This is a genomic window from Pseudomonadota bacterium, from assembly GCA_027624715.1.
Taxonomy (GTDB): domain Bacteria; phylum Pseudomonadota; class Gammaproteobacteria; order Burkholderiales; family Eutrophovitaceae; genus Eutrophovita.
Genome location: JAQBTV010000004.1, coordinates 95,700 through 117,075, shown reverse-complemented (window position 1 = coordinate 117,075; position 21,376 = coordinate 95,700). Strand labels below are relative to the sequence as shown.

21 protein-coding genes are annotated in these 21,376 nt (G+C 45.3%); 17 read left to right on the top strand and 4 right to left on the bottom strand.

Annotated elements, in window-relative coordinates; all coding sequences use genetic code 11:
* Positions 1-8 precede the first annotated feature (8 nt).
* Positions 9-1,190 (top strand): type III PLP-dependent enzyme, encoded by a 1,182-nt coding sequence (locus O3A65_04410; protein ID MDA1331713.1) that lies wholly within the window; start codon positions 9-11, stop codon positions 1,188-1,190.
* A gap of 20 nt (positions 1,191-1,210) precedes the next feature.
* Here O3A65_04410 and O3A65_04405 read toward each other — a convergent pair whose 3' ends face one another.
* Positions 1,211-1,702: a dihydrofolate reductase gene (locus O3A65_04405; GenBank protein MDA1331712.1), complete on the bottom strand. Its 492-nt coding sequence runs from the start codon at positions 1,700-1,702 to the stop codon at positions 1,211-1,213.
* A gap of 13 nt (positions 1,703-1,715) precedes the next feature.
* On the bottom strand, positions 1,716-2,510 hold the full coding sequence (locus tag O3A65_04400; GenBank protein ID MDA1331711.1) for a thymidylate synthase: 795 nt from the start codon (positions 2,508-2,510) through the stop codon (positions 1,716-1,718).
* Positions 2,511-2,678: 168 nt separating this feature from the next.
* On the opposite strand from O3A65_04400, the gene aroC reads away from it, so the two are divergent.
* The 16 genes from aroC to purF all read left to right on the top strand — a co-directional run bounded on the left by aroC (position 2,679) and on the right by purF (position 19,961).
* Positions 2,679-3,788, top strand: a complete 1,110-nt coding sequence (aroC, locus tag O3A65_04395; GenBank protein MDA1331710.1) for a chorismate synthase — start codon at positions 2,679-2,681, stop codon at positions 3,786-3,788.
* A gap of 81 nt (positions 3,789-3,869) precedes the next feature.
* Positions 3,870-5,015 (top strand): MFS transporter, encoded by a 1,146-nt coding sequence (locus O3A65_04390; GenBank protein ID MDA1331709.1) that lies wholly within the window; start codon positions 3,870-3,872, stop codon positions 5,013-5,015.
* Positions 5,016-5,102: 87 nt separating this feature from the next.
* Positions 5,103-6,515: a 3-isopropylmalate dehydratase large subunit gene (leuC, locus tag O3A65_04385; GenBank protein ID MDA1331708.1), complete on the top strand. Its 1,413-nt coding sequence runs from the start codon at positions 5,103-5,105 to the stop codon at positions 6,513-6,515.
* Between the two features lie 34 nt (positions 6,516-6,549).
* Positions 6,550-7,191: a 3-isopropylmalate dehydratase small subunit gene (leuD, locus tag O3A65_04380; protein MDA1331707.1), complete on the top strand. Its 642-nt coding sequence runs from the start codon at positions 6,550-6,552 to the stop codon at positions 7,189-7,191.
* Between the two features lie 92 nt (positions 7,192-7,283).
* Complete coding sequence (gene leuB, locus O3A65_04375; GenBank protein ID MDA1331706.1) at positions 7,284-8,348, top strand: 3-isopropylmalate dehydrogenase; 1,065 nt, start codon at positions 7,284-7,286, stop codon at positions 8,346-8,348.
* Positions 8,349-8,407: 59 nt separating this feature from the next.
* Positions 8,408-9,520 (top strand): aspartate-semialdehyde dehydrogenase, encoded by a 1,113-nt coding sequence (asd, locus tag O3A65_04370; GenBank protein ID MDA1331705.1) that lies wholly within the window; start codon positions 8,408-8,410, stop codon positions 9,518-9,520.
* A 71-nt stretch (positions 9,521-9,591) separates the two neighbouring features.
* Positions 9,592-11,484, top strand: coding sequence for a hypothetical protein (locus tag O3A65_04365; protein ID MDA1331704.1), 1,893 nt, complete (start codon positions 9,592-9,594; stop codon positions 11,482-11,484).
* A gap of 102 nt (positions 11,485-11,586) precedes the next feature.
* Positions 11,587-12,390 carry a tRNA pseudouridine(38-40) synthase TruA gene (gene truA / locus O3A65_04360; protein ID MDA1331703.1) on the top strand — a complete coding sequence of 268 codons (804 nt, stop codon included), beginning with the start codon at positions 11,587-11,589 and terminating at the stop codon, positions 12,388-12,390.
* 9 nt (positions 12,391-12,399) lie between these two features.
* On the top strand, positions 12,400-13,059 hold the full coding sequence (locus O3A65_04355; protein ID MDA1331702.1) for a phosphoribosylanthranilate isomerase: 660 nt from the start codon (positions 12,400-12,402) through the stop codon (positions 13,057-13,059).
* Complete coding sequence (gene trpB / locus O3A65_04350; GenBank protein ID MDA1331701.1) at positions 13,034-14,245, top strand: tryptophan synthase subunit beta; 1,212 nt, start codon at positions 13,034-13,036, stop codon at positions 14,243-14,245. Before O3A65_04355 ends, trpB begins: the two co-directional genes overlap by 26 nt.
* Positions 14,246-14,301: 56 nt before the next feature.
* Positions 14,302-15,102: a tryptophan synthase subunit alpha gene (gene trpA / locus O3A65_04345; protein ID MDA1331700.1), complete on the top strand. Its 801-nt coding sequence runs from the start codon at positions 14,302-14,304 to the stop codon at positions 15,100-15,102.
* Positions 15,099-15,971: an acetyl-CoA carboxylase, carboxyltransferase subunit beta gene (gene accD / locus O3A65_04340; protein MDA1331699.1), complete on the top strand. Its 873-nt coding sequence runs from the start codon at positions 15,099-15,101 to the stop codon at positions 15,969-15,971. Before trpA ends, accD begins: the two co-directional genes overlap by 4 nt.
* A gap of 43 nt (positions 15,972-16,014) precedes the next feature.
* Positions 16,015-17,301 (top strand): bifunctional folylpolyglutamate synthase/dihydrofolate synthase, encoded by a 1,287-nt coding sequence (locus tag O3A65_04335; GenBank protein ID MDA1331698.1) that lies wholly within the window; start codon positions 16,015-16,017, stop codon positions 17,299-17,301.
* 22 nt (positions 17,302-17,323) lie between these two features.
* Positions 17,324-17,896: an SPOR domain-containing protein gene (locus O3A65_04330; GenBank protein ID MDA1331697.1), complete on the top strand. Its 573-nt coding sequence runs from the start codon at positions 17,324-17,326 to the stop codon at positions 17,894-17,896.
* A 15-nt stretch (positions 17,897-17,911) separates the two neighbouring features.
* Positions 17,912-18,412, top strand: a complete 501-nt coding sequence (locus tag O3A65_04325; GenBank protein MDA1331696.1) for a CvpA family protein — start codon at positions 17,912-17,914, stop codon at positions 18,410-18,412.
* 49 nt (positions 18,413-18,461) lie between these two features.
* On the top strand, positions 18,462-19,961 hold the full coding sequence (gene purF, locus O3A65_04320; GenBank protein MDA1331695.1) for an amidophosphoribosyltransferase: 1,500 nt from the start codon (positions 18,462-18,464) through the stop codon (positions 19,959-19,961).
* A gap of 48 nt (positions 19,962-20,009) precedes the next feature.
* Here the strand turns inward: purF and O3A65_04315 are convergent, their stop codons facing one another.
* Together O3A65_04315 and O3A65_04310 are read right to left on the bottom strand one after the other, a co-directional pair.
* Positions 20,010-20,744: a UDP-2,3-diacylglucosamine diphosphatase gene (locus O3A65_04315; protein ID MDA1331694.1), complete on the bottom strand. Its 735-nt coding sequence runs from the start codon at positions 20,742-20,744 to the stop codon at positions 20,010-20,012.
* 28 nt (positions 20,745-20,772) lie between these two features.
* Positions 20,773-21,273, bottom strand: coding sequence for a peptidylprolyl isomerase (locus tag O3A65_04310; protein ID MDA1331693.1), 501 nt, complete (start codon positions 21,271-21,273; stop codon positions 20,773-20,775).
* Between the last annotated feature and the right edge of the window lie 103 nt (positions 21,274-21,376).

Here is a 21,376-nt window from a genome sequence, read left to right as displayed (position 1 = left end):
GGGATAAGATGACCATCCAAGCAGCGCTCAATCAGCAAGTTGAATTGGAAAGTTTATTTGATTCACATGAAGAGGTGAGTCTTGACGTCGCGCGCGTCGATGACCTGTTAAAGGTTGGATACGATCAACCTGTTCTGATTCTGGATCTTAATATTGTGCGCAAAAAATACCATCGGTTTCAGTCAGCAATGCCCCGTATCACACCTCACTACGCGGTTAAAGCCAATCCAGATATACGCGTGCTTCAAGCGCTAAAACACGAGGGGTGTCAATTTGAGATTGCATCGATAAAAGAGCTTGATTTGTTGTTATCCATTGGCGTAGATGCTTCCACGATTCAGTACAGCAACCCTGTAAAGCCGAGCTCATTCATTCAGTATGCGGCGTCTAAAGGGGTGCGGTGGTTCGTTTTAGATAGCGAAGAGGAGCTCGTAAAGATTCATACTATAGTCCCAGATGCAAAGTTATATTTACGTTTTGATACGCCTAATATTGGCAGTGACTGGCCTCTTTCGGGTAAGTTTGGAGTCAAACCTCGAGATATAGACAGTATTTTAGATGTGGCAGTTGAGAGGGGTGCTGATCTTTGTGGTCTGACTTTTCACGTGGGTTCTCAATGCCGGAACATTGAGAATTGGAATCAAGCAATTGAAACCTCAAAGCGTATTTTTAAAAGTATGCAGGCTAAAGGTTTAAAGCCTGAATTGTTGAATATCGGTGGCGGCTATCCGGTTCGTCTCACAAAGCCAATACCATCAATCGAGTACATTGGTCGTGCCATTGAAGATGCACTGGACGGCATTGGCGATGAAGTTCGAGTTACCGCTGAGCCTGGCCGATACATGGTGTCCGACGCAGCCTACTTTGTATGCCAAGTCATTGGAACGGCAACCAAGGGGGACGAGAGGTGGATGTATCTGGACGCTGGTATATTTGGTGGGCTTATGGAGTGCTCACAGGGTATTCAGTATCAGATTGAGGTTAATAACAAAGCAGGGAATGAAGTTCCATGGTATGTGGCAGGGCCGAGCTGCGACTCAGTGGATGTGCTGGCGCGGGAGCAAATGTTACCCGCGACAACTATTGAGGGCGATCTTTTGTATTTTCCTAATGCGGGCGCCTACACGACCGTGTATGCAAATGAGTTTAATGGCTTTCCACTACCTAAGGTGCTCGTGATTAACGAATAGGCTCATTCCAGCTCTTTCAGTTAGCGCGCAATTATTCGTTGGTATGTGACGAATGAGTAGGACAAATCAGATGTTTCATCATGATGTTGCGTGTTACTTAATTCATGCCAGCTCGTGAAATCAATATCTGGGAAAAAGGTGTCTCCCGGCACCTCTTTATGAATTAAAGTCATCTCGATTGTGCTGACGAGTGGTAGAGCGAGCTTATAAATTTCAGCGCCGCCTATGATGAATTTTTCTAATCCCTCGGGCGCCATGTGAATCGCCTCCTCGAGATTTGAGGCGGTTTGGGCTCCATTAAGAGCTATGTGTGCTGATCGGGTAATTATTATATTGTGCCTGTTAGGAAGTGGTTTCCCTATTGAATCCCAGGTCTTTCTTCCCATGATTACTGTGTTCCCGGTGGTTAACTGTTTGAAGCGTTTTAGGTCCGCTGACAGATGCCACGGCAGCGTGCCGTTATTACCAATAGTTCTATTTAGAGCCTTAGCTACAATGATTGTGATACCCATTGGATTATCCTAACTATACTGCGATGGGAGCTTTAATCAGGGGATATGGATCGTAGTTCTCAAGGGTGAAGTCGGCGTAACTGAAATCAAAAATATTTTTGATATTTTTGTTGATATTCATTTTTGGCAGTGTGCGAGGTGTGCGGGAAAGTTGTTCATTAGCTTGGTCTAAATGATTGATGTACAGGTGACAATCACCAAAAGTGTGCACGAAGTCACCCACTTGAAGGCCGCACACCTGAGCAACCATCATATTTAATAAAGCATACGACGCTATATTGAAGGGCACGCCAAGGAAAAAGTCTGCGCTTCGTTGGTAGAGTTGACACGATAGTTTACCGTCTGCAACATAAAACTGGAAAAAAGTATGGCAGGGTGCTAAAGCCATCTTATCGATCTCGCCGACGTTCCAAGCAGAAACTATGAGGCGACGTGAATTCGGGTTTCCCTTGATGTCTTGAACGACTTTTTTGATTTGATCAATATGCTTTCCGTTAGAAGTTGGCCAAGAGCGCCATTGTTGGCCATAGACTGGACCTAGATTCCCATGCTCGTCTGCCCATTCGTCCCAAATGGTTACGCCGTTGTCTTTGAGGTATTTGATGTTCGTGTCTCCACTTAAGAACCACAACAATTCATGGATGATCGATTTTAGATGAACCTTTTTCGTGGTAAGCAGTGGAAAACCCTCCTTGAGGTCGAAGCGCAATTGGGCCCCAAACACGCTTAATGTTCCCGTGCCGGTTCGATCCCCTTTTGGGGTTCCGTTATTACGAATGTGTTCCATGAGGTCAAGGTATGATCGCATCGATGTTCCTGGTGATTGGAGTTAAGCCACTTGATGCCTAGGCGCCTAAGTTTATCAACTAATTTCCAAGCCAGCACTCAATTTCTTGAGCCTCGGAAAGCGGGTGCTGTGTTAAACTGAAGCGTACAAATCTTTTTTTTATTAATTGATAACTGTGTTGAACTGATAATGGCTGGTAACACAATCGGAAAAGCTTTTTGCGTGACATCATTTGGAGAGAGCCATGGCCCCGCTATTGGATGCGTCGTCGATGGGTGTCCGCCTGGATTGAGTATTTGTGCAGAAGACATACAAAAAGAGCTGGATCGAAGAAGGCCCGGTACCTCGCGTCATGTCACGCAAAGAAGAGAACCTGATACTGTTGAGATTTTGTCTGGAGTTTTTGAAGGCCGTACAACTGGGGTTCCTATAGCGCTTCTTATTCGTAATGTTGACCAGCGATCAAAGGATTACGGCAATATAGCCGACCAGTTTCGTCCTGGCCACGCTGATTACACGTATTGGCAAAAATATGGTGAGCGTGATTTTAGAGGTGGTGGGCGATCGTCAGCTCGGGAGACTGCAGCTAGAGTTGCGGCTGGGGCAATTGCGAAAAAATGGTTGCGGGAACGTTACGGCGTAGAGGTACGGGGATACATGTCTCAAATTGGCCCTATCAAAATTGATTTTAAGACGTGGGATATTGTGGATCAAAACCCATTTTTTTCGCCTGATCCAGTAATTGTGCCGGAGCTGGAACAGCATATGGATCAATTGAGGAAATCCGGTGATTCTTGTGGTGCCAAGATAACAGTGGTGGCGACTGGGGTTCCGGTTGGTTGGGGTGAGCCAGTTTTTGATAAGCTTGATGCGGACCTTGCCGGAGCATTGATGGGAATCAATGCGGTAAAGGGAGTTGAGATTGGTGCTGGATTCGAGTCAGTAGTTCAATCAGGTACGACTCACAGCGATCAAATGACGCCAGACGGGTTTTTAAGTAATCATTCGGGTGGCGTGCTTGGTGGAATATCCACTGGTCAGGACGTGGTCGCCCGAATCGCGATAAAACCCACTTCGAGTATTCGTCTAGATCGCCAATCGATCGATAAAGATGGCTCTTCAGTTACTGTGAATACGTATGGACGTCATGACCCTTGTGTGGGTATAAGGGCAACGCCTATTGCAGAAGCTATGGTTGCTTTGGTCCTTATTGATCATGCGTTAAGACATCGAGGTCAGAACGCAGATGTTGAAACGACGACGCCAAAATTGTCTAGCCAAAATCGTGCACTAGATTGACGTTAAAAGGGTTGGTCTTCAGCTTCTCGGCTAGACTCATTAATTCCACGCAATAGGGTTGGTTACGGGATTTTATTGCCTATGACGTCTTTGTTTGGTCGATTATCAAATTTTTACTTTTGGTACTTTGCCTTTGTAGGCGCCTTCGGACCATTCTTTGCTTTGTATCTCCAAAGGCGAGGGTTTGCCCCTCTTGAAATAGCAGTCTTGTTGGGAATCAGTCCTACCTTAAGGATTATTGTTCCTTTTTTTTGGGCTTGGTTAGCCGATCATTGGGGGCACAAATATAAGCTTCTTAGGATTCTCGCATTCATTAGTCCGGTACTTTTCGCGCTCATGATCGCGAAGGGATCATTTTTTTCCGTCGCAGGCGTATTAATTATTTGGGGTCTGCTTTGGTCGGGAATTCTCCCCATTGCGGAGGCTCTCTGTGTTGAGGCTTTGGGAGAAGAAATATCAATCTATGGGCAGATTCGTGTTTGGGGCTCGATTGGTTTTATCTTGGTGGTGGTCAGTGGAGGCTACCTCTTTGAATGGTTAGATGTCCTTTATTTGGACTGGATTATTTGCGCTATGCTGCTGATTATCCTAAGCGCCGTTTTGATGCTTCCTCGTGATAACGAAGCACCAGTGTGTGCCAATGAGCTTGCAAAACCTATCTATTTTCTGAAAGATCAACGGATTATTGCGTTAATGGTTTGTTTTTTTATCATGCAGTTCGCTCATGGGGCATACAACACATTTTTTTCAATTTTTGTAGTTAGCCTTGGCCATAGCAACTCGACAGTTGGTTGGTTATGGGCGATTGCAGTCATCGCCGAAATTTTTATTTTCTTATTGATGCCTCGTCTTTTTAAGAGATTTAGCATCAATGATTTGTTTTTGTTTTGTTTTTTTATTGCGGCCTGTAGATTCTTTATCTTTCATGTTGGCCACGATAGCTTAATGTTGCTTGCCATCGCGCAAATGATGCATGCCATTACTTTCGGTTTGTTTCATGTCGCTGGTATTGTGGCGACAAACAAGTTGTTTACAGGAGCTTATAGATCGAGAGGCCAAGCGCTCTACTCTAGTATTGGTTTTGGCGCCGGAGGCGCATCAGGAACTCTTGTTTCTGGCGTTGTGTGGGAGAACTGGGGCGGCGCAGCTACCTTCGCTGTGTCTGCACTGACAAGCCTATTAGGGCTCATTTTGATACTTTGGCTTCGTAATAGATTTGATGGTTAGGGCTTTAAGCCCTCATGATTGAACTCAATCTGTGTGTCATAATCCTGTCATTAAGTCTTAATCAGTTAGCCGATAGGTGTAATCATAATGTTGAAAACCCTGTATGACAAACTTTGGGATAGTCACGTTGTTAGAATGGAAGACGACGGTACTGCGCTCATTTACATTGACAGACATTTGGTGCATGAGGTGACGAGCCCGCAGGCGTATGAAGGGTTGAAACTTGCTAAACGTCGCCCTTGGCGCATTGATTCAATAGTCGCTACGGCAGACCACAATACACCGACCACTGATTGGGATAAGGGTATAGAAGATCCTATTTCTAAGCTTCAGGTTGATACGCTCGACCAAAATATCAAGGAGTACGGATCCAAGGCTTACTTTCCTTTTCTTGATCCAAGGCAGGGTATTGTTCACGTCATAGGGCCAGAGCAGGGTGCAACATTGCCAGGAATGACCGTTGTTTGTGGAGACTCTCACACGAGCACACATGGCGCGCTAGCCTGCTTGGCGCACGGAATTGGCACGTCTGAAGTCGAGCACGTGCTGGCAAGTCAGTGTCTGGTTCAAAAGAAGATGAAGAACATGCTGGTCAGAGTGGAGGGAAAACTACAGGCTGGAGTGAGCGCAAAGGACATTGCGCTTTCTCTTATTGGAAAAATTGGGACTGCGGGTGGAACGGGCTATGCAATTGAGTTTGCTGGCCCAGCGATTGAATCGTTAACCGTCGAGGGGCGGATGACGTTGTGCAATATGGCGATTGAGGCGGGCGCGAGAGCTGGGATGATAGCTGTTGATCAAATTACGATCGATTATCTTCGGGGTCGTACTTTTGCGCCAACCGGCGATCTTTGGGATCGGGCCGTCTCGTACTGGAGAACTTTAAGATCTGATCCAGATGCGGTGTTTGATTTGGTCGTCACATTAGATGGTAGTGTGCTTATTCCGCAGGTTACTTGGGGAACTTCTCCTGAGATGGTGCTGGATGTGAATGGTCGCGTTCCAGACCCAGACCAAGAAAAAGATGCAGAAAAGCGAGAAGGTATTGAGCGTGCGCTTAAATATATGGGTCTGGAGCCTAATACCCGGATCACAGATATTCATGTTGATAAAATATTTATTGGCTCATGTACGAACTCACGTATTGAGGATCTGCGGATTGCGGCGAAGGTGGTAGCAGGAAAGCGTATCGCATCAAATGTTCGGTTGGCGATGGTAGTGCCAGGTTCTGGTCTTGTTAAGGCGCAAGCAGAACAGGAGGGGTTAGATAAGGTTTTTATTGCTGCAGGGTTTGAATGGAGACAACCGGGTTGCTCCATGTGTCTTGCGATGAATAATGATCGTTTGGAGTCCGGGGAGAGATGTGCTTCGACGTCTAATCGTAACTTTGAAGGCCGTCAAGGTGCAGGTGGACGGACCCATCTGGTGAGCCCTGCGATGGCAGCGAGCGCAGCCATAGAAGGTGCTTTCGTCGACGTGCGCAGCATGATGAGTGAGTAAATATTTAATATTTTACTTTTTAATGGATTAAGCCATGGAAAAATTTGTTGTATACCAAGGGCTCGTTGCTCCTCTAGATCGTGCCAATGTGGACACGGACGCTATTATTCCAAAACAGTTTCTTAAGTCGATCAAAAGATCTGGTTTTGGTGTGAATTTGTTTGACGCTTGGAGATTCTTGGACGTTGGACAGCCTGGCATCCCGCGGGCAAAAAGGCAGCCGAATCCCGACTTTATCTTGAATGAGACCAGATATCAGGGGGCATCCATTTTGCTTGGACGAAAGAATTTTGGTTGTGGTTCTTCACGCGAGCATGCGCCATGGGCTTTAATGGATTATGGGTTTAAGGCTGTCATTGCCCCTAGTTTTGGTGAAATATTCTTTAATAATTCATTGAAAAATGGACTCCTACCCATTGTGCTTTCAGAGACTGAGGTAGACACCTTGTTTCACGATGTGTTTGGTTTCCCTGGGTTTAAATTAACGGTTGATTTAGAAAATCAGCGAGTATCAAATATGGATGTGAGTAAAAACTTTGATTTCGACATGGATCCATTTCGTAAGCATTGTCTTTTAAATGGACTAGACGACATTGCCTTGACGTTGCAGCATGTTGATGAAATTAAAAAATTTGAAGCGCAGCATCAATTAAATCAGCCTTGGTTATTTGGCTAGGCATGAAAGTTGCGTCTGGGTCAATAGTCAAAAAATATAACCGGTCAAGATCTATTGATTGTTTAAATTAATAAAGAATTTTAAGGGTATACATGAAGATAGCAGTGCTTCCAGGGGATGGAATTGGTCCTGAGGTTATTGATCAAGCGTTGCGAGTACTTGACGCGTTAAAGGCCAATGGTATGGGTATAGAGTATGAGATGGGAGCCATTGGTGGTGCCGGATACGACGAGGCGGGAGACCCTTTGCCGGATCGAACTGTTGCGCTGGCTAAGAAAGCTGACGCAGTGCTTCTTGGTGCGGTTGGAGGCCCACAATATGACGTATTGCCTCGCGCAATGAGACCTGAGCAGGGATTGTTGCGTATCCGTAAAGAACTGGGTTTATTTGCCAACCTCCGTCCAGCCGTGGTTTATCCTGAATTGGCTGCAGCTTCCAGCTTAAAGTATGAATTGGTAGAGAACCTCGATCTCATGATCTTGCGGGAGTTGACGGGGGACATATACTTCGGACAACCGCGCGGCCGACGTCAAACTGAGTCCGGTGAGGATGAGGGATTTGATACGATGAAGTACTCGGTCTCTGAGATTGAGAGGATTGCTCGAGTTGCTTTTGACATAGCTGAAAAACGTAGTCGTAAGTTGTGTTCGGTAGATAAAGCGAATGTCCTGGACACAAGTATTCTTTGGAGAGAAGTTGTTACAAAAGTTTCTGCTGAGTATCCAACGGTTGAATTGAGTCACATGTATGTTGACAATGCGGCGATGCAATTAGTCCGAGAGCCTAAGCAATTCGATGTGATTTTAACGGGCAACATCTTTGGCGATATTTTGTCCGATGAGGCTTCAATGTTAACCGGATCAATTGGGATGCTTCCTTCAGCCTCTATGGATGTCAACCGCAAAGGACTATTCGAACCTATCCATGGGTCTGCGCCAGATATCTCGGGCAGAAATGTCGCCAATCCGTTAGCAACAATCTTGTCGGTATCAATGATGCTGAAATACACTTTCAATGAAATTGAGGCGTCGGAGCGTGTTGAATTGGCTGTAAAGTCTGTGCTTGCGCAAGGTTTCAGGACGGCAGACATCTTCCAAGACGGCACACAGCGCGTGGGTACACGTGAGATGGGTGATGCGGTTATTCGAGCGATGTAGTATTTATAATTGTCTTTTTTTGAGTATGTTTTTTCTCTGAGTTTCAAGGGTTGACTAAAATGCAAGTAGGGTTGGTTGGTTGGAGAGGAATGGTAGGGTCTGTGCTCATGCAACGTATGAATGTGGAGAAGGATTTCGATAAGATAACCCCCGCATTTTTCAGCACGTCTCAGGTGGGGCAGCTAGCTGTTCCGTTGGACGGCGCAGAGGTTGTTTTGCGCGATGCTAACAGCCTGAGTCAGTTGTCAGAGATGGATGTAATTATTTCTTGTCAGGGTGGTAATTACACGAAACAGGTACACGGGCCCCTTCGAGAATCAGGCTGGTCGGGTTATTGGATAGATGCCGCCTCGACGCTTCGCATGTCACTAGACTCTATCATTATCCTGGATCCGATCAATGGCGGTGATATCGATGTCGCATTAGGTAACGGAAAAAAAGATTTCATTGGTGGTAATTGTACGACGAGTCTCATGATGCTCGCGATGCACGGATTATTTCGAGAAGGATTGGTTGACTGGATTTCTACGATGACGTATCAGGCTGCTTCTGGTGCGGGGGCGCAAAACATGCGCGAATTAATACAGCAGATGGGCTCGATTTACGATGCTGCTGAAAATGAGTTGGCCTTATCGTCAGGGCAAATATTGAACATTGATGCGCTCGTACTTGATCGGATGAGGGCCCAAGAGTTTCCCACTGAGCATTTTGGCGTTCCCTTAGCCGGAAGCCTTATTCCATGGATAGATTCTGACTTAGGCAATGGGCAGAGTAGAGAGGAGTGGAAGGCGCAAGCGGAGGCTAACAAAATATTAAATAGAGAAGAAAATCCAATTCCTATTGAGGGTATTTGTGTGAGAGTGGGAGCAATGAGATGTCATAGCCAAGCCCTGACTTTTAAGCTCTCTAAATCAATCTTAGAGTCTGAGATAGAAATGATTTTAGAGCAAGCCAACGATTGGGTGTCAGTGGTTCCAAATCAAAAAGCGCACACGATTTCGATGCTTTCACCGACTAATGTTACCCGGACTTTGAATATTCCAATCGGACGAATTCGAAAATTAAATCTTGCTGATAATGTCTATTCAGCGTTCACTGTGGGCGATCAATTGCTTTGGGGGGCCGCTGAGCCTCTGAGAAGGATGCTACGTATTTTGATTGCGCGAAGGTAATAGAGATCCAGAACTCGGCATGCTATTGTGCGGTTATTAAGAATATGGAATGATTAGAGAGGTTAGTAAGTTTGTTTAAGAAGATCATATATGTTGCCCCAGTACTTGTTGCATTAGTCCTTGTTTTGCAGGGCTTAACGGCCCATGCGGTCCGCATGGGCCCTTTATCGGTGGACTCAGCTCTTGGCGAGCCATTAAAAGCATCCATTGTGATTTACGATGCCGCAGAGCTCGATGCGCAGATGATTACTGTTTCAATGGCATCGCCGTCGTCCTACGATCTGCTGGGCTTAATTTACAATGATCTAATCTCAAGAATTAGTCTCCGCTTCGAAAACACTGCGAATAAGGCAGTAGTTCATTTGTCAACGGAAGATGCCGTTAACGAAGTGGTTATTGATCTGCAAGTTGATCTTGTTGGTCCACAAGGAAAAGTCAGCCGAACCTATGTCGCGTTTATAGATCCTCCACTTCTCGTTGTGGAGCGTCTTTCTCTGTCCCCGTTGGAGAAGGTCCCCTTCATTGACGAGCCTACTTTTGCGAAGGTGAAGCCTGAGATTATTAAAAATGAGGTTGCGAGAACGAAGGATGTAGGTGGTCCTGTGGGTAATGAAGTTGTTTCATTACCAACGGACGTAGAGGGCCTGCCTGAATTCGTTGATCCAAAGCAAAATTCTAAGGTAGATGAAGAAGTTGTTAATGCCGTGATCGAGCCGAAATCCGTGCGGCAGATTGTTACGCGTCCGGGGGATACGTTGATAAAAATTGCTCAGCAAGAGCGGTTATCTGGATTTTCACTTGAGCAAATGCTAGTCGGTATTTTTCGTAAGAATAGAGAGGCATTTTTAGGCGACAACATGAACCGTCTTCGAGCAGGAAATGTGATTCGGATACCCGGCGACAATGAATTGCAAACCATTTCTTCTTCGGAGGCGAGCAATGAGATCCGTATACAAATGGCGGACTGGCGCGCCTACCGAGATAATCTGGCCGCTCGGGCTAGCGACCAGGGCCAAAGTATAGTCGATCAAGCAGACCGAACTGAGTCGGGTCGAGTTGAATCTTCTACTGATAGAGTCAATATCCAAGACAGTTCTCAGAGTTCTCATGTGGTTAAAATTTCCAAAGGCAATGTTTCTGAAAATGCGGCGGCGGAAGGTTTACAAGAGAGGCTGCTTGCCACAGAGAAGGCCCTAGAAGAGCAAAAGAGGCGAGCCGATGATCTTGCAAAAATAATTGCTAACCTTAAGTTGTTGACACAAAAGCAAGAGGCAGGTGGCTCAGCACTCAATGTTGAAGATTCTCCCAAGGCGATCTCGGTACAGGATGCTCCTGTTACCCAAAAAGTCGAGGTGGACTCCTGGGAGGCTAAGCTCATTGAGACGATTTGGGCTCAGCCGTTATACCTTTTTATCCCAGTTGCACTTTTACTCATCATTGGCTTATGGGGTTCTAAACGTTTGAAGCAGATGGAGAGCGTAAATGATTTACATGAAGCGCATCATCAATTCGAGGGCGCCGTGAATAAAGTGAATCCAATAAGAGTTGCTGATGTCGATGGGCGTACAGATGTGGAGGTCAGTAGTGTGCCTCTTAATCAGGATTGTATTGAGGATGCTGATATTTTTCTTGCCTATGGGCGGTACCGCCAGGCGGAAAAAATTCTCAAGGAAGTTTTGGTGCTTGAGCCGGAGAGACTCGATGTCTTACTCAAACTGGCAGAGGTTTATTCGGGGCAAAAAGATTTACTGTCTTTTGATGATGTCGCGCAGATTGTTTCTGAGATTACCAATAAAACGGGCGCCGCTTGGGAGCGGTTATTAGCACTTGGCTACTTGATTAATCCGATTGATGAGCGGTACGCTGATGGTAAGTTTGCGAGCAAGGGGCAGCCTGTGACTAAGCCACTTGACCTTTCATCGATTGATTTAAATCTCGGGAATTCGCCGCCATCGAAGCCCTAACTCATTCGAGAAGTACACCCTATTATCACGTTTGACACCGGTTTAACAGTCTTTTTAATATAGAGCTTCTTAGGCAAAGTCCTAGAAGTTTTTGAAGAGGTCATTGTGAGATTAGCTTTGGGTATTGAATACGATGGTTCATCTTTTTCCGGTTGGCAGATACAACCCGAGACGTCCACAATACAGGGGGAAATTGAAAGAGGATTGAGTCAGATTGCTGCAGCGCCGATTCATATTTTTTGTGCCGGACGCACCGATACGGGAGTTCACGCGACATATCAGATTGTTCACTTTGACACCGAGGTTGTTCGTCCTGACGGAGCCTGGGTGCGCGGATTAAATGCATTAATATCAGACGATATTGCGGCACTTTGGGTTGCAGAGGTAGCCCCAGATTTCCATGCCCGATTCTCGGCTTTGCGACGAACCTACCGTTATTTTTTATTGAATAGGGAGCAGCGTCCCGCATTGCTTGCGAAAAAAGTCGGTTGGTACCATAGAAAATTGGATGTTGATGCGATGAATCGCGCCGCGCCAGCGTTGATCGGCCAACACGATTTTTCGGCATTCCGGTCATCTGAATGTCGGGCTAAGAGTCCTGTTAGGACGGTTGAGGCCTTTTCCGTTCGCTCATTTGGAGATATCATTATTTTCGACATCACGGCAAATGCTTTTTTGCATCACATGGTGCGGAATATTATCGGCACTCTGGTTTATATTGGAGCGGGGAAGCATTCAGTCAGCTGGATGGAGGAGGTGCTCAACTCGAGAGATCGTAGTGTCGCGGCGCCAACATTTAGTCCCAATGGACTATACTTGATATCAGTTGATTATGATCCTCAGTGGAAGCTTCCAAGCTCTCGAATGTTATCTAGTTGCGCCGTTGATATTGCTTACTTTGTTTAAAGTGTATTTATGATAATTAAGAATGATATTACGGGGATCAAGATTTGTGGTTTAACCTCATTGGAGAATGCCCTTGGCGTGGCGAGCCTTGGTGTTGATGCGATCGGGCTGATATTTTATTCCCAAAGCCCTCGGAAAGTTGATCTTGAAGTGGCTCGAAAAATAGTCACGAACTTACCTCCATTTGTTTCTTCGGTCGGGCTCTTTGTGAATCCTACTCGAGATCAGGTGTTGCAGACCTTGGAATCTGTAGATTTGACTCTATTACAGTTTCATGGAGATGAAGAGCCAGAGTTCTGTTCAGGGTTTCACAAGCCGTATATAAAGGCTGTGCGTGTTACCGATGACGTTGATTTGATAGAATGTGGCAGAATGTATGCAGAGGCATCCGGACTGTTGCTGGATGCTTATTCTCAAGGATCAGCGGGAGGCACCGGAGAAACGTTTGACTGGGGTCTCATACCCTCTGAATTAGGGATTCCAATTGTCTTGGCGGGAGGATTGAAGCCAGATAACGTTGCTGCAGCAATCGACTGCGTTGAACCTTGGGCGGTTGATGTGAGCTCTGGGGTAGAAGGTGCACAGAAAGGTTTAAAGGAACTTGCATTCGTGCGGGATTTTATTAATGAGGTAAAAAATGCAGATGCACGAAGAATTACGAAATTATAATTTTCCTGATGATAAAGGCCACTTCGGTCCCTATGGCGGCGTGTTTGTGCCCGAGACGTTAATACACGCACTCGAGGACTTAAAAGATAATTATGAAAAGTTGAAGAACACTCCAAGTTTTATCAAGGAATTGCATAATGATTTGAAACATTTTGTTGGGCGGCCAAGCCCAGTTTATTATGCTAAGCGTTTATCTGAAATGCTCGGAGGTGCGCAGATCTGGTTCAAGCGTGAAGACCTTAACCATACTGGCGCTCATAAGGTTAACAATACGGTCGGTCAGGCATTGTTGGCTCGTCATATGGGTAAAAAGCGCATCATCGCTGAAACGGGTGCTGGTCAGCATGGAGTAGCAGCCGCGACAGTTGCAGCGAGGTATGGCATGGATTGTGTCGTATACATGGGATCGAAAGATGTTAAACGTCAAGCCAGTAATGTTTACCGAATGCGGTTGCTTGGCGCAGAGGTTGTTCCGGTAGAAAGTGGTTCGAAGACGCTTAAGGATGCGCTCAACGAAGCCATGCGGGACTGGGTAACCAATGTAGAGAACACCTTTTACATCATAGGTACGGTAGCAGGACCACATCCTTATCCGATGATCGTACGGGATTTTAATTCGGTAGTCGGAGAAGAGTTAAGAACCCAAATGCCAGAAATGATTGGTCGCCAGCCGGACGCTGTCATCGCGTGCGTCGGGGGAGGGTCCAACGCGTTAGGTGTTTTCTATCCGTACATTAAAGATTTAGGTGTTCGTCTTATTGGCGTAGAGGCTGGCGGAGCCGGCATTCATACTGGGAAACACGCAGCGCCACTTGCCTCGGGTACGCCAGGTGTTTTGCATGGAAATCGTACGTATCTGATGCAAGATGATAATGGACAGATTATCGAGACGCATTCTATTTCCGCAGGATTAGATTACCCGGGTGTCGGACCAGAGCATTCCTGGCTGAAAGATATAGGGCGAGCTGAATATGTTTCGGCTAATGATGATGAGGCCTTAGAGGCGTTCCATAAGTTGACAAAGATTGAGGGCATAATGCCGGCACTGGAAACTGCCCATGCAGTAGCTCATGCTATGAAAATAGCCCCTGAAATGAGTGCCGACCAAGTGTTACTTGTTAATCTTTCTGGTCGAGGCGATAAGGACATGGAAACGGTCGCAACGGCTTCAAATATTAGCTTTTAGCCACACATCGATTCAGATGTTTAACTAGCTTTTTATTCAGTTCTCTACTTCACCTAATGTCACGAATCTCAAAAAAATTTCAAGAGTTATCAATAACTGGTCGCAAAGCGCTTATTCCCTTTATAACAGCAGGAGATCCTGATTTAGAAACAACTCTGAGTTTGCTGTCCGCCTTGGTTCGTAGTGGCTCAGATATTATCGAATTGGGTATTCCTTTTTCAGATCCGATTGCTGATGGCCCAACCATTCAAAGGGCGAGTGAGCGCGCTCTAGCCGGAGGCGCTAGTTTGAGCAAAGCGCTAGATTTGGTTCAAAGGTTTCGTGAGACAAATCAAGATACGCCGATCGTTCTAATGGGGTATGCAAACCCAATAGAAGCCCTTGGTATTGACCAATTTGTAGGTCGAGTAGTTGAAGCGGGCGTGGATGGTGTTCTTGTGGTTGATTATCCCCCAGAGGAGAGTGGTCCCTTAAACGTCGCACTTAAAGAGAGGCAGATTGATTCTATTTTTCTTTTAGCCCCAACCACGCTTGAGTCAAGGATTTTGGAAGTGGCACGTTTGGCCACTGGTTATGTTTACTACGTTTCACTCAAGGGAGTTACGGGAGCTGGCCATTTAGACTTAGATGATGTTTCGATGCGAGTTAGGGAAATAAAGAAGCATGTAAAGGTTCCCGTTGGTGTTGGTTTTGGTATCAGAGATGGTAAGACGGCCAGCGCGGTGGCGCAGCTATCGGATGCCGTGGTGATTGGTAGTCGGTTGGTGGAGGAAATTGAAAAATCGAATCCCAATAATGTGGTAACTAATGTTGAAAATTTTATTCGTTCTATTCGTGTGGCTATAGATAAAAAATGAGCTGGCTTCAAAAAATATTACCACCAAAAATTAATACGCTTGATACTTTTAAGACTCCTCGTAAGTTGGTTCCAGAGGGGTTGTGGAGTAAGTGCCCTGCGTGTGAGGCTGTTCTCTATCAATCTGAATTAGAGGAAAATCTACAGGTATGCCCTAAATGCTCACATCATGGTCGATTGAATGCGCGGCAAAGGCTAGACTCAATTTTTGATGAGGGTCAGCGTATCGAGGTTGGACGGAATATACAACCTGTAGATTTTCTTAAGTTTGTTGATATTAAAAAATACAAAAATCGACTCACTGAGGCTCAAAAATCCACATCTGAAGCGGATGCTCTCGTCGTCGAGCAAGGATCCATAAAAGGAATTGCTGTAGTCTGTGCGGCGTTTGAGTTTTCGTTTTTAGGGGGTTCAATGGGCTCCGTAGTTGGAGAGCGCTTCGCCGCTGGAGTGCGACACAGTTGTGATAAAAAAATTCCTTTTGTTTGTTTTTCAGCAAGCGGTGGCGCCCGTATGCAGGAAGGTTTGACCTCTCTGATGCAAATGGTGAAAACGACAGCAGCCATCTCACAATTATCTGCTCAAAGTTTACCTTTCATATCGGTGTTAACGGATCCTACAATGGGTGGTGTCTCAGCTAGTTTTGCTATGATTGGTGATGTTGTTATCGCTGAGCCCGACGCTTTGATCGGCTTTGCCGGGCCGCGAGTGATAGAGCAAACTGTAAGACAGACCTTGCCGGATGGGTTTCAGCGCTCGGAGTTTTTATTGGAACACGGTGCGATAGATATAATCATTGATCGTCGAGAAATGAAGGATCGATTAGGCAACCTACTGTCATTGTTCACACGTATTCGAACATCAGAATAGCCTTATTAATTTGTATGTCTATTAATTTTCTATTTTATAGGCCTTGAGTAAGTCGCTCGCAGATTGGTTGTGCCGCATCAACTCGGTACATCACAAAGAGATCGATTTAAGTCTGGATCGACTTCAAAAAGTTATCCAAGATCTGTCGCTTCGTCCGCGATGCCCTGTCATTACTGTTGGGGGTACTAACGGAAAGGGGTCTACGTGTGCAATGCTGGAAGCGATTTATACGAAAGCAGGTTACCGCGCGGGTGTGTTTGCATCACCGCATTTATTACGTTTCAATGAAAGAATAAGATTGGCTAATGCCGAGGTTGATGATGACGCCATTATTTCTTCATTTGTAAGAATAGATTGTGCCCGAGGCGATGTTAGTCTTACATATTTTGAATTTTCATTTCTTGCGGCTTTGGACATTTTTCTTGCACAAGACGTTGATTTAATTATTTTAGAGGTCGGTCTTGGAGGACGTTTCGATGCGACGAACGTTTTGGACCCTATTTGTGCCATTGTTACGAACGTGGGACTCGATCATATGGAGTATTTAGGGGAGACTCGAGAGAAGATCGGTGCTGAGAAAGCTGCAATTTTTCGAGGCGGTGACGCGTACTCAATATGTGGAGATGAAGACCCGCCTCAATCGATCTTAGATACTGCTTCTGCTATAGACACAGACTTGCAATTGATTGACAGAGATTTTGGTTTTGTAAGAGATTCATCTAGTTGGAAATTTTGGTCTACAGATGGATCTCGGATGAATTTAGCCTTTCCGCTGATGCAAGGCGAGCATCAATTAGCAAATGCGAGTGTGTCAATTCAAGCGGCTACTCTCCTCAAAAATATGCTGCCTATCGATGCTGCTGCAATCCGAGAAGGGCTATTAACAGCGAAAAGATTGGGACGGTTTCAAGCGCTGCCGTCACGCCCATTGGTCGTGTTGGATGTGGCGCATAATGTGGCATCTATAACCATTTTAGTCAGAGAGTTGAAGCGCGCGCCCTTTAAGGGTAAGACAAGAGTCATTTTTGGAGTGATGGCGGATAAGCAATACGTCGAAATGATAACTTTGTTAACTTCTGTTGCTGATCAGTTATTCGTGTGTGCGCTTGAGGGAGAACGGTCGGCTGATCCAGATGTTGTTGTAGCTCGGGCGACTATAAGTCTAGGTAGCGATCAATTAATATCATGGAGCTCGGTAGCTAAGGCTATGGATAAGCTACTGGAGATCAGTGGCTCGGATGATAGAATTGTGATTTGCGGGTCATTTTTGACTGTATCGGCTGCGTTAAATCACCCATTTGTTTCCGGCTTAGTACATAATAGAATCTAAAGGAAGGTGCTTAACACGAATTATGCTGGCAGGAGAAGAAGCGGGTGAATTGGAACTCAAGAAGCAAGCGAGACGGAGGCTAGTTGGAGCCATTGCGTTGGTTCTTCTTGTGGTCACGCTGGTTCCATTATTGTTAGATAATGAGCCCAAAAAAATTTCTGACGACGTGGAAATAAATATAATTTCTACATCTGGATCAGTGAAATCATCGGAGGTTGCAAGTTTGAGCCGAAACGCTGGGCTTGATCGCGGTCACCAATCGCCAGATCTGCCGAAGTCTATTGCCTCTGCGCAGGATGGGGGTGTTAATTCAAAAAATTCAAGTTTGTCTCAAGCGAATGTTGAGACGGATTCGGGGTATGTCGTGCAGTTGGGAGCATTTTCAAAGGAAAAAAAAGCCCTAAGTCTTGTGAAGAAGCTTCAGGATAATGGGTTTTCGGTAATTTCTGAAAGATTCGAGGGTTCGAGCGGCCCTATGACTCGTGTGTCAGTGGGTGTTTTATCGTCGATGGAGGAAGCGGAGAACACCCGCAAGCGTTTGGAGTTTAGAAAGCTGACAGTCGGTGACACCAAAATTACTCGAAGTAAACCGTAGGCTTAATATTTGGGCATGGAACTAAACCTCAATTGGTTTGATTATGGATTCATAGCTGTTTTACTCATTTCAACTATTTATGGGTTTTATCGCGGCTTTACACTTGAGATTTTTTCTCTTTTAACTTGGGTTTTAGCCGTTTGGACAGCTAAAGTTTCTGTTGCTCCTATCTCTGGATTATTTGATCAAGTAATTATTAGTCCAAGGCTTAGGCTAATTGTTATTTTTGTCGTAGTTCTAATTTTAGCGTTGTTTTTATTTCATTTTCTTACGGTTAAGCTTTGCAGATTGATTAAAGCATCGGCGCTCACAGGAATGGATCGGGCGTTAGGGGCTTTATTCGGACTGACTCGGGGAGTTTTAATTTCAGCACTAGCAGTTATTATTTTTAGTTCGACGGAGTTCTCTCGCAAGCATGCGTGGCAGGACGCTCAGCTCCGATTTCCATTGGAGGTCGTTGCTTCGTTTCTTCAAGTAAAAATGCCTGAGCTTGACTGGGATATCTCACCAAAGTAATAGGCACGGTGTATATAATCGCTTTAGAACTTACATAGGGAGATTTTTGATGTGCGGTTTGCTTGGAGCAGTAGCAAAGTCACCAGTTAACCAACTGCTCTACGATGGATTACAGGTGCTCCAACATCGAGGTCAAGATGCGGCGGGCATTGTGACTGCCGATGGACCTAATTTTCATATGCATAAGGGTGGTGGGCTGGTCCGCGATGTGTTCAGAACTCGAAATATGCTGCTGTTAGTCGGAAATTCTGGTATTGGACATTGTCGGTATCCTACAGCGGGATCCGCTAATGCTTTTGAAGAAGCGCAGCCTATGTACGTAAACTCGCCGTTTGGCATTGTTCTTGGGCACAATGGAAATTTAACAAACTCTCAGAGGTTGAAGGTCGAGCTTTTTCGACAAGATCTCAGGCACGTCAATACGAACTCCGATTCTGAGGTTTTATTGAATGTTTTTGCTCATGAATTACAGAAATCTAGTGTTGGCGTTAACTTAACTACCAAGGCTATTTTTGAAGCTGTCAAAGGGGTTCATAAGCGGGTACAAGGTGCGTATGCGGTTGTTGCTATGATTTCTGGCTATGGACTGCTTGCTTTTCGCGACCCGTTCGGAATTAGGCCACTTGTTTATGGCATGAGACAAAAAGGCGCAGATAAAGAGTATCTGGTTGCCTCGGAAACGGTAGCATTAGATACGCTCGGTTTTAAGTATGTCAGAGATGTTGAGCCTGGCGAGGCCATATTTTTTTCAAATGATGGAGTGGTTAGTGAGCAACAATGTGCCTCAAATCCGCAGCGCTATCCTTGTATTTTTGAATTTGTCTACCTAGCCAGGCCTGATTCGGTCATTGATGGCATTTCTGTACACGAGACCAGGATGAGGATGGGGGAGACACTAGCGAAAAAGATTAAATATCAATATTCGGACTTGAAAATAGATGTAGTAATCCCGATTCCGGATTCAAGCCGACCATCGGCAATGGAGATTGCTGATGGGATTGGAGTGCCCTATCGAGAGGGGTTTATAAAAAATCGTTATATTGGCCGTACCTTTATCATGCCGGGTAGAGAAGTTAGAGAAAAATCAGTCCGACAAAAACTCAACGCAATCGGATCTGAATTCCAAGGTAAAAATGTACTGCTTGTTGACGACTCCATCGTGCGAGGGACTACTAGTCGGGAAATTGTGCAAATGGCAAGGGATGCTGGGGCAACTAAGGTATACTTCGCGTCTGCCGCTCCTCCAGTTCGTTTTCCCAACGTGTATGGTATTGATATGCCAAGCTCAAAGGAGCTGATAGCGCATGGTCGGGACGAGGAGGCTATAGCAGCCGAAATTGGAGTTGACCGTATTATCTATCAAACCGTTGAAGACTTGATAGCCGCTTGCGCTTCGTTCAACCCGAAAATTACACAGTTTGAAGCTTCGTGTTTCACTGGGCAGTATGTGACCGGAGACGTATCGGCAGACTATTTAGTTTCTTTAGAGAGTGATCGGAACGATGAGAAGCTCTCATCAGTTTTTCAAGCAACTGCTGACTTAGAGTAGGATGTGATCAGTAGGTGGCGTGAATCGTAAATTGGTTGTGAGCCATCTTCAATATAAGAATTGGTCTAAGCAGCCTGCTTCATTTATCACCAAGGCTTGTCCTCGAGTGTGCCAATCTGCGAGCACGAATCTTTCTAGAATTTGCTCATTAACCAACTGTTTATGATGGGCATGGCGGTGCGTGTGCCCATGAATAATTCTGCGACAGTTGTACATTTCAAATGCCTCTTTTACGCTTTCAATTGAAACATCCATGATTTCAGCAGCTTTGTTTCTTTTTGAGGCCTCACTTTTTTCCCGATAATTTTCTGCTCGTTTGTTCCTCTCGTTAATTGGTAGCTTTAAAACATCATCGATCCACTGCTTAGATCTAATAACTGAACGTATTGCTTGATACTCTTTGTCATCAGTGCACCATTGGTCTCCGTGGCTTAGCAGTGTTTTTTCGCCATGAATCTCAATCAGATACGGATCTGAAAGTATCTCCCCACGCGTCAGCTTGGCTAACTGCTCGCCTATCAAAAAATCTCTATTACCTCGCATGATGCTGAGCTTGGCTCCTGTATTTGTCATATCTCTTAAAGCTGGCACGACAGTCGAAAATAGAGGATTGTTGATGTCATCATCTCCAACCCAGTAGTCGAATAGGTCGCCGAGAATAAATAAGTGATTGGCTGGAGTTGCATATCTCTCTAGTAACCGCAAAAATATATTTGTTTTTTCGGTTGCCAAAGCGGATAAATGTAGGTCCGAAATGAAAATGAAATTTGTATTAGATTTCATTTACTTAGGCAGGGTGTGTCGCATTCCGTCAGATTCGCGCCACATTTTCTATGATGACGGCCTCATTAGGCACATCTTGATGGAATCCACTGGTTCCTGTTGAGACGCCTTTAATTTTATCGACTGTTTGCTCCCCTCCGACGACCTTAGCAAATACACAGTAGCCGTGTCCTTGGGGTGTTTCAGATGAGAAGTTAAGAAAGTTGTTATTAGATACATTAATGAAGAACTGCGAAGTGGCTGAGTGAACGTCGTTGGTTCGAGCCATTGCAAGGGTATAAGTGTCATTCTTCAACCCGTTATTAGCCTCATTTTTGATGGGCGCTTGAGTCTCCTTCTCTTTCATGTTGGCGTCCATACCGCCACCTTGGATCATGAATCCGTTGATAACCCGATGAAAGATTGTGCCGTCATAGAAGCCAGAATCGACATAATGCAGAAAGTTTTCTACTGTTTTCGGGGCTTTTTCTTCATTTAGTTCAATGACGATATCTCCCATTGAGGTTTTTACTTTTACTTGTAGTGCCATTAATTTCTCTCTTTAATGTGGTGTGAATGCGCGTTATTTAATTCACGAACTGGTTTAATACTTCAAAACTTGATGCTGTTCAATGAAATAGTCTGTCTAACGA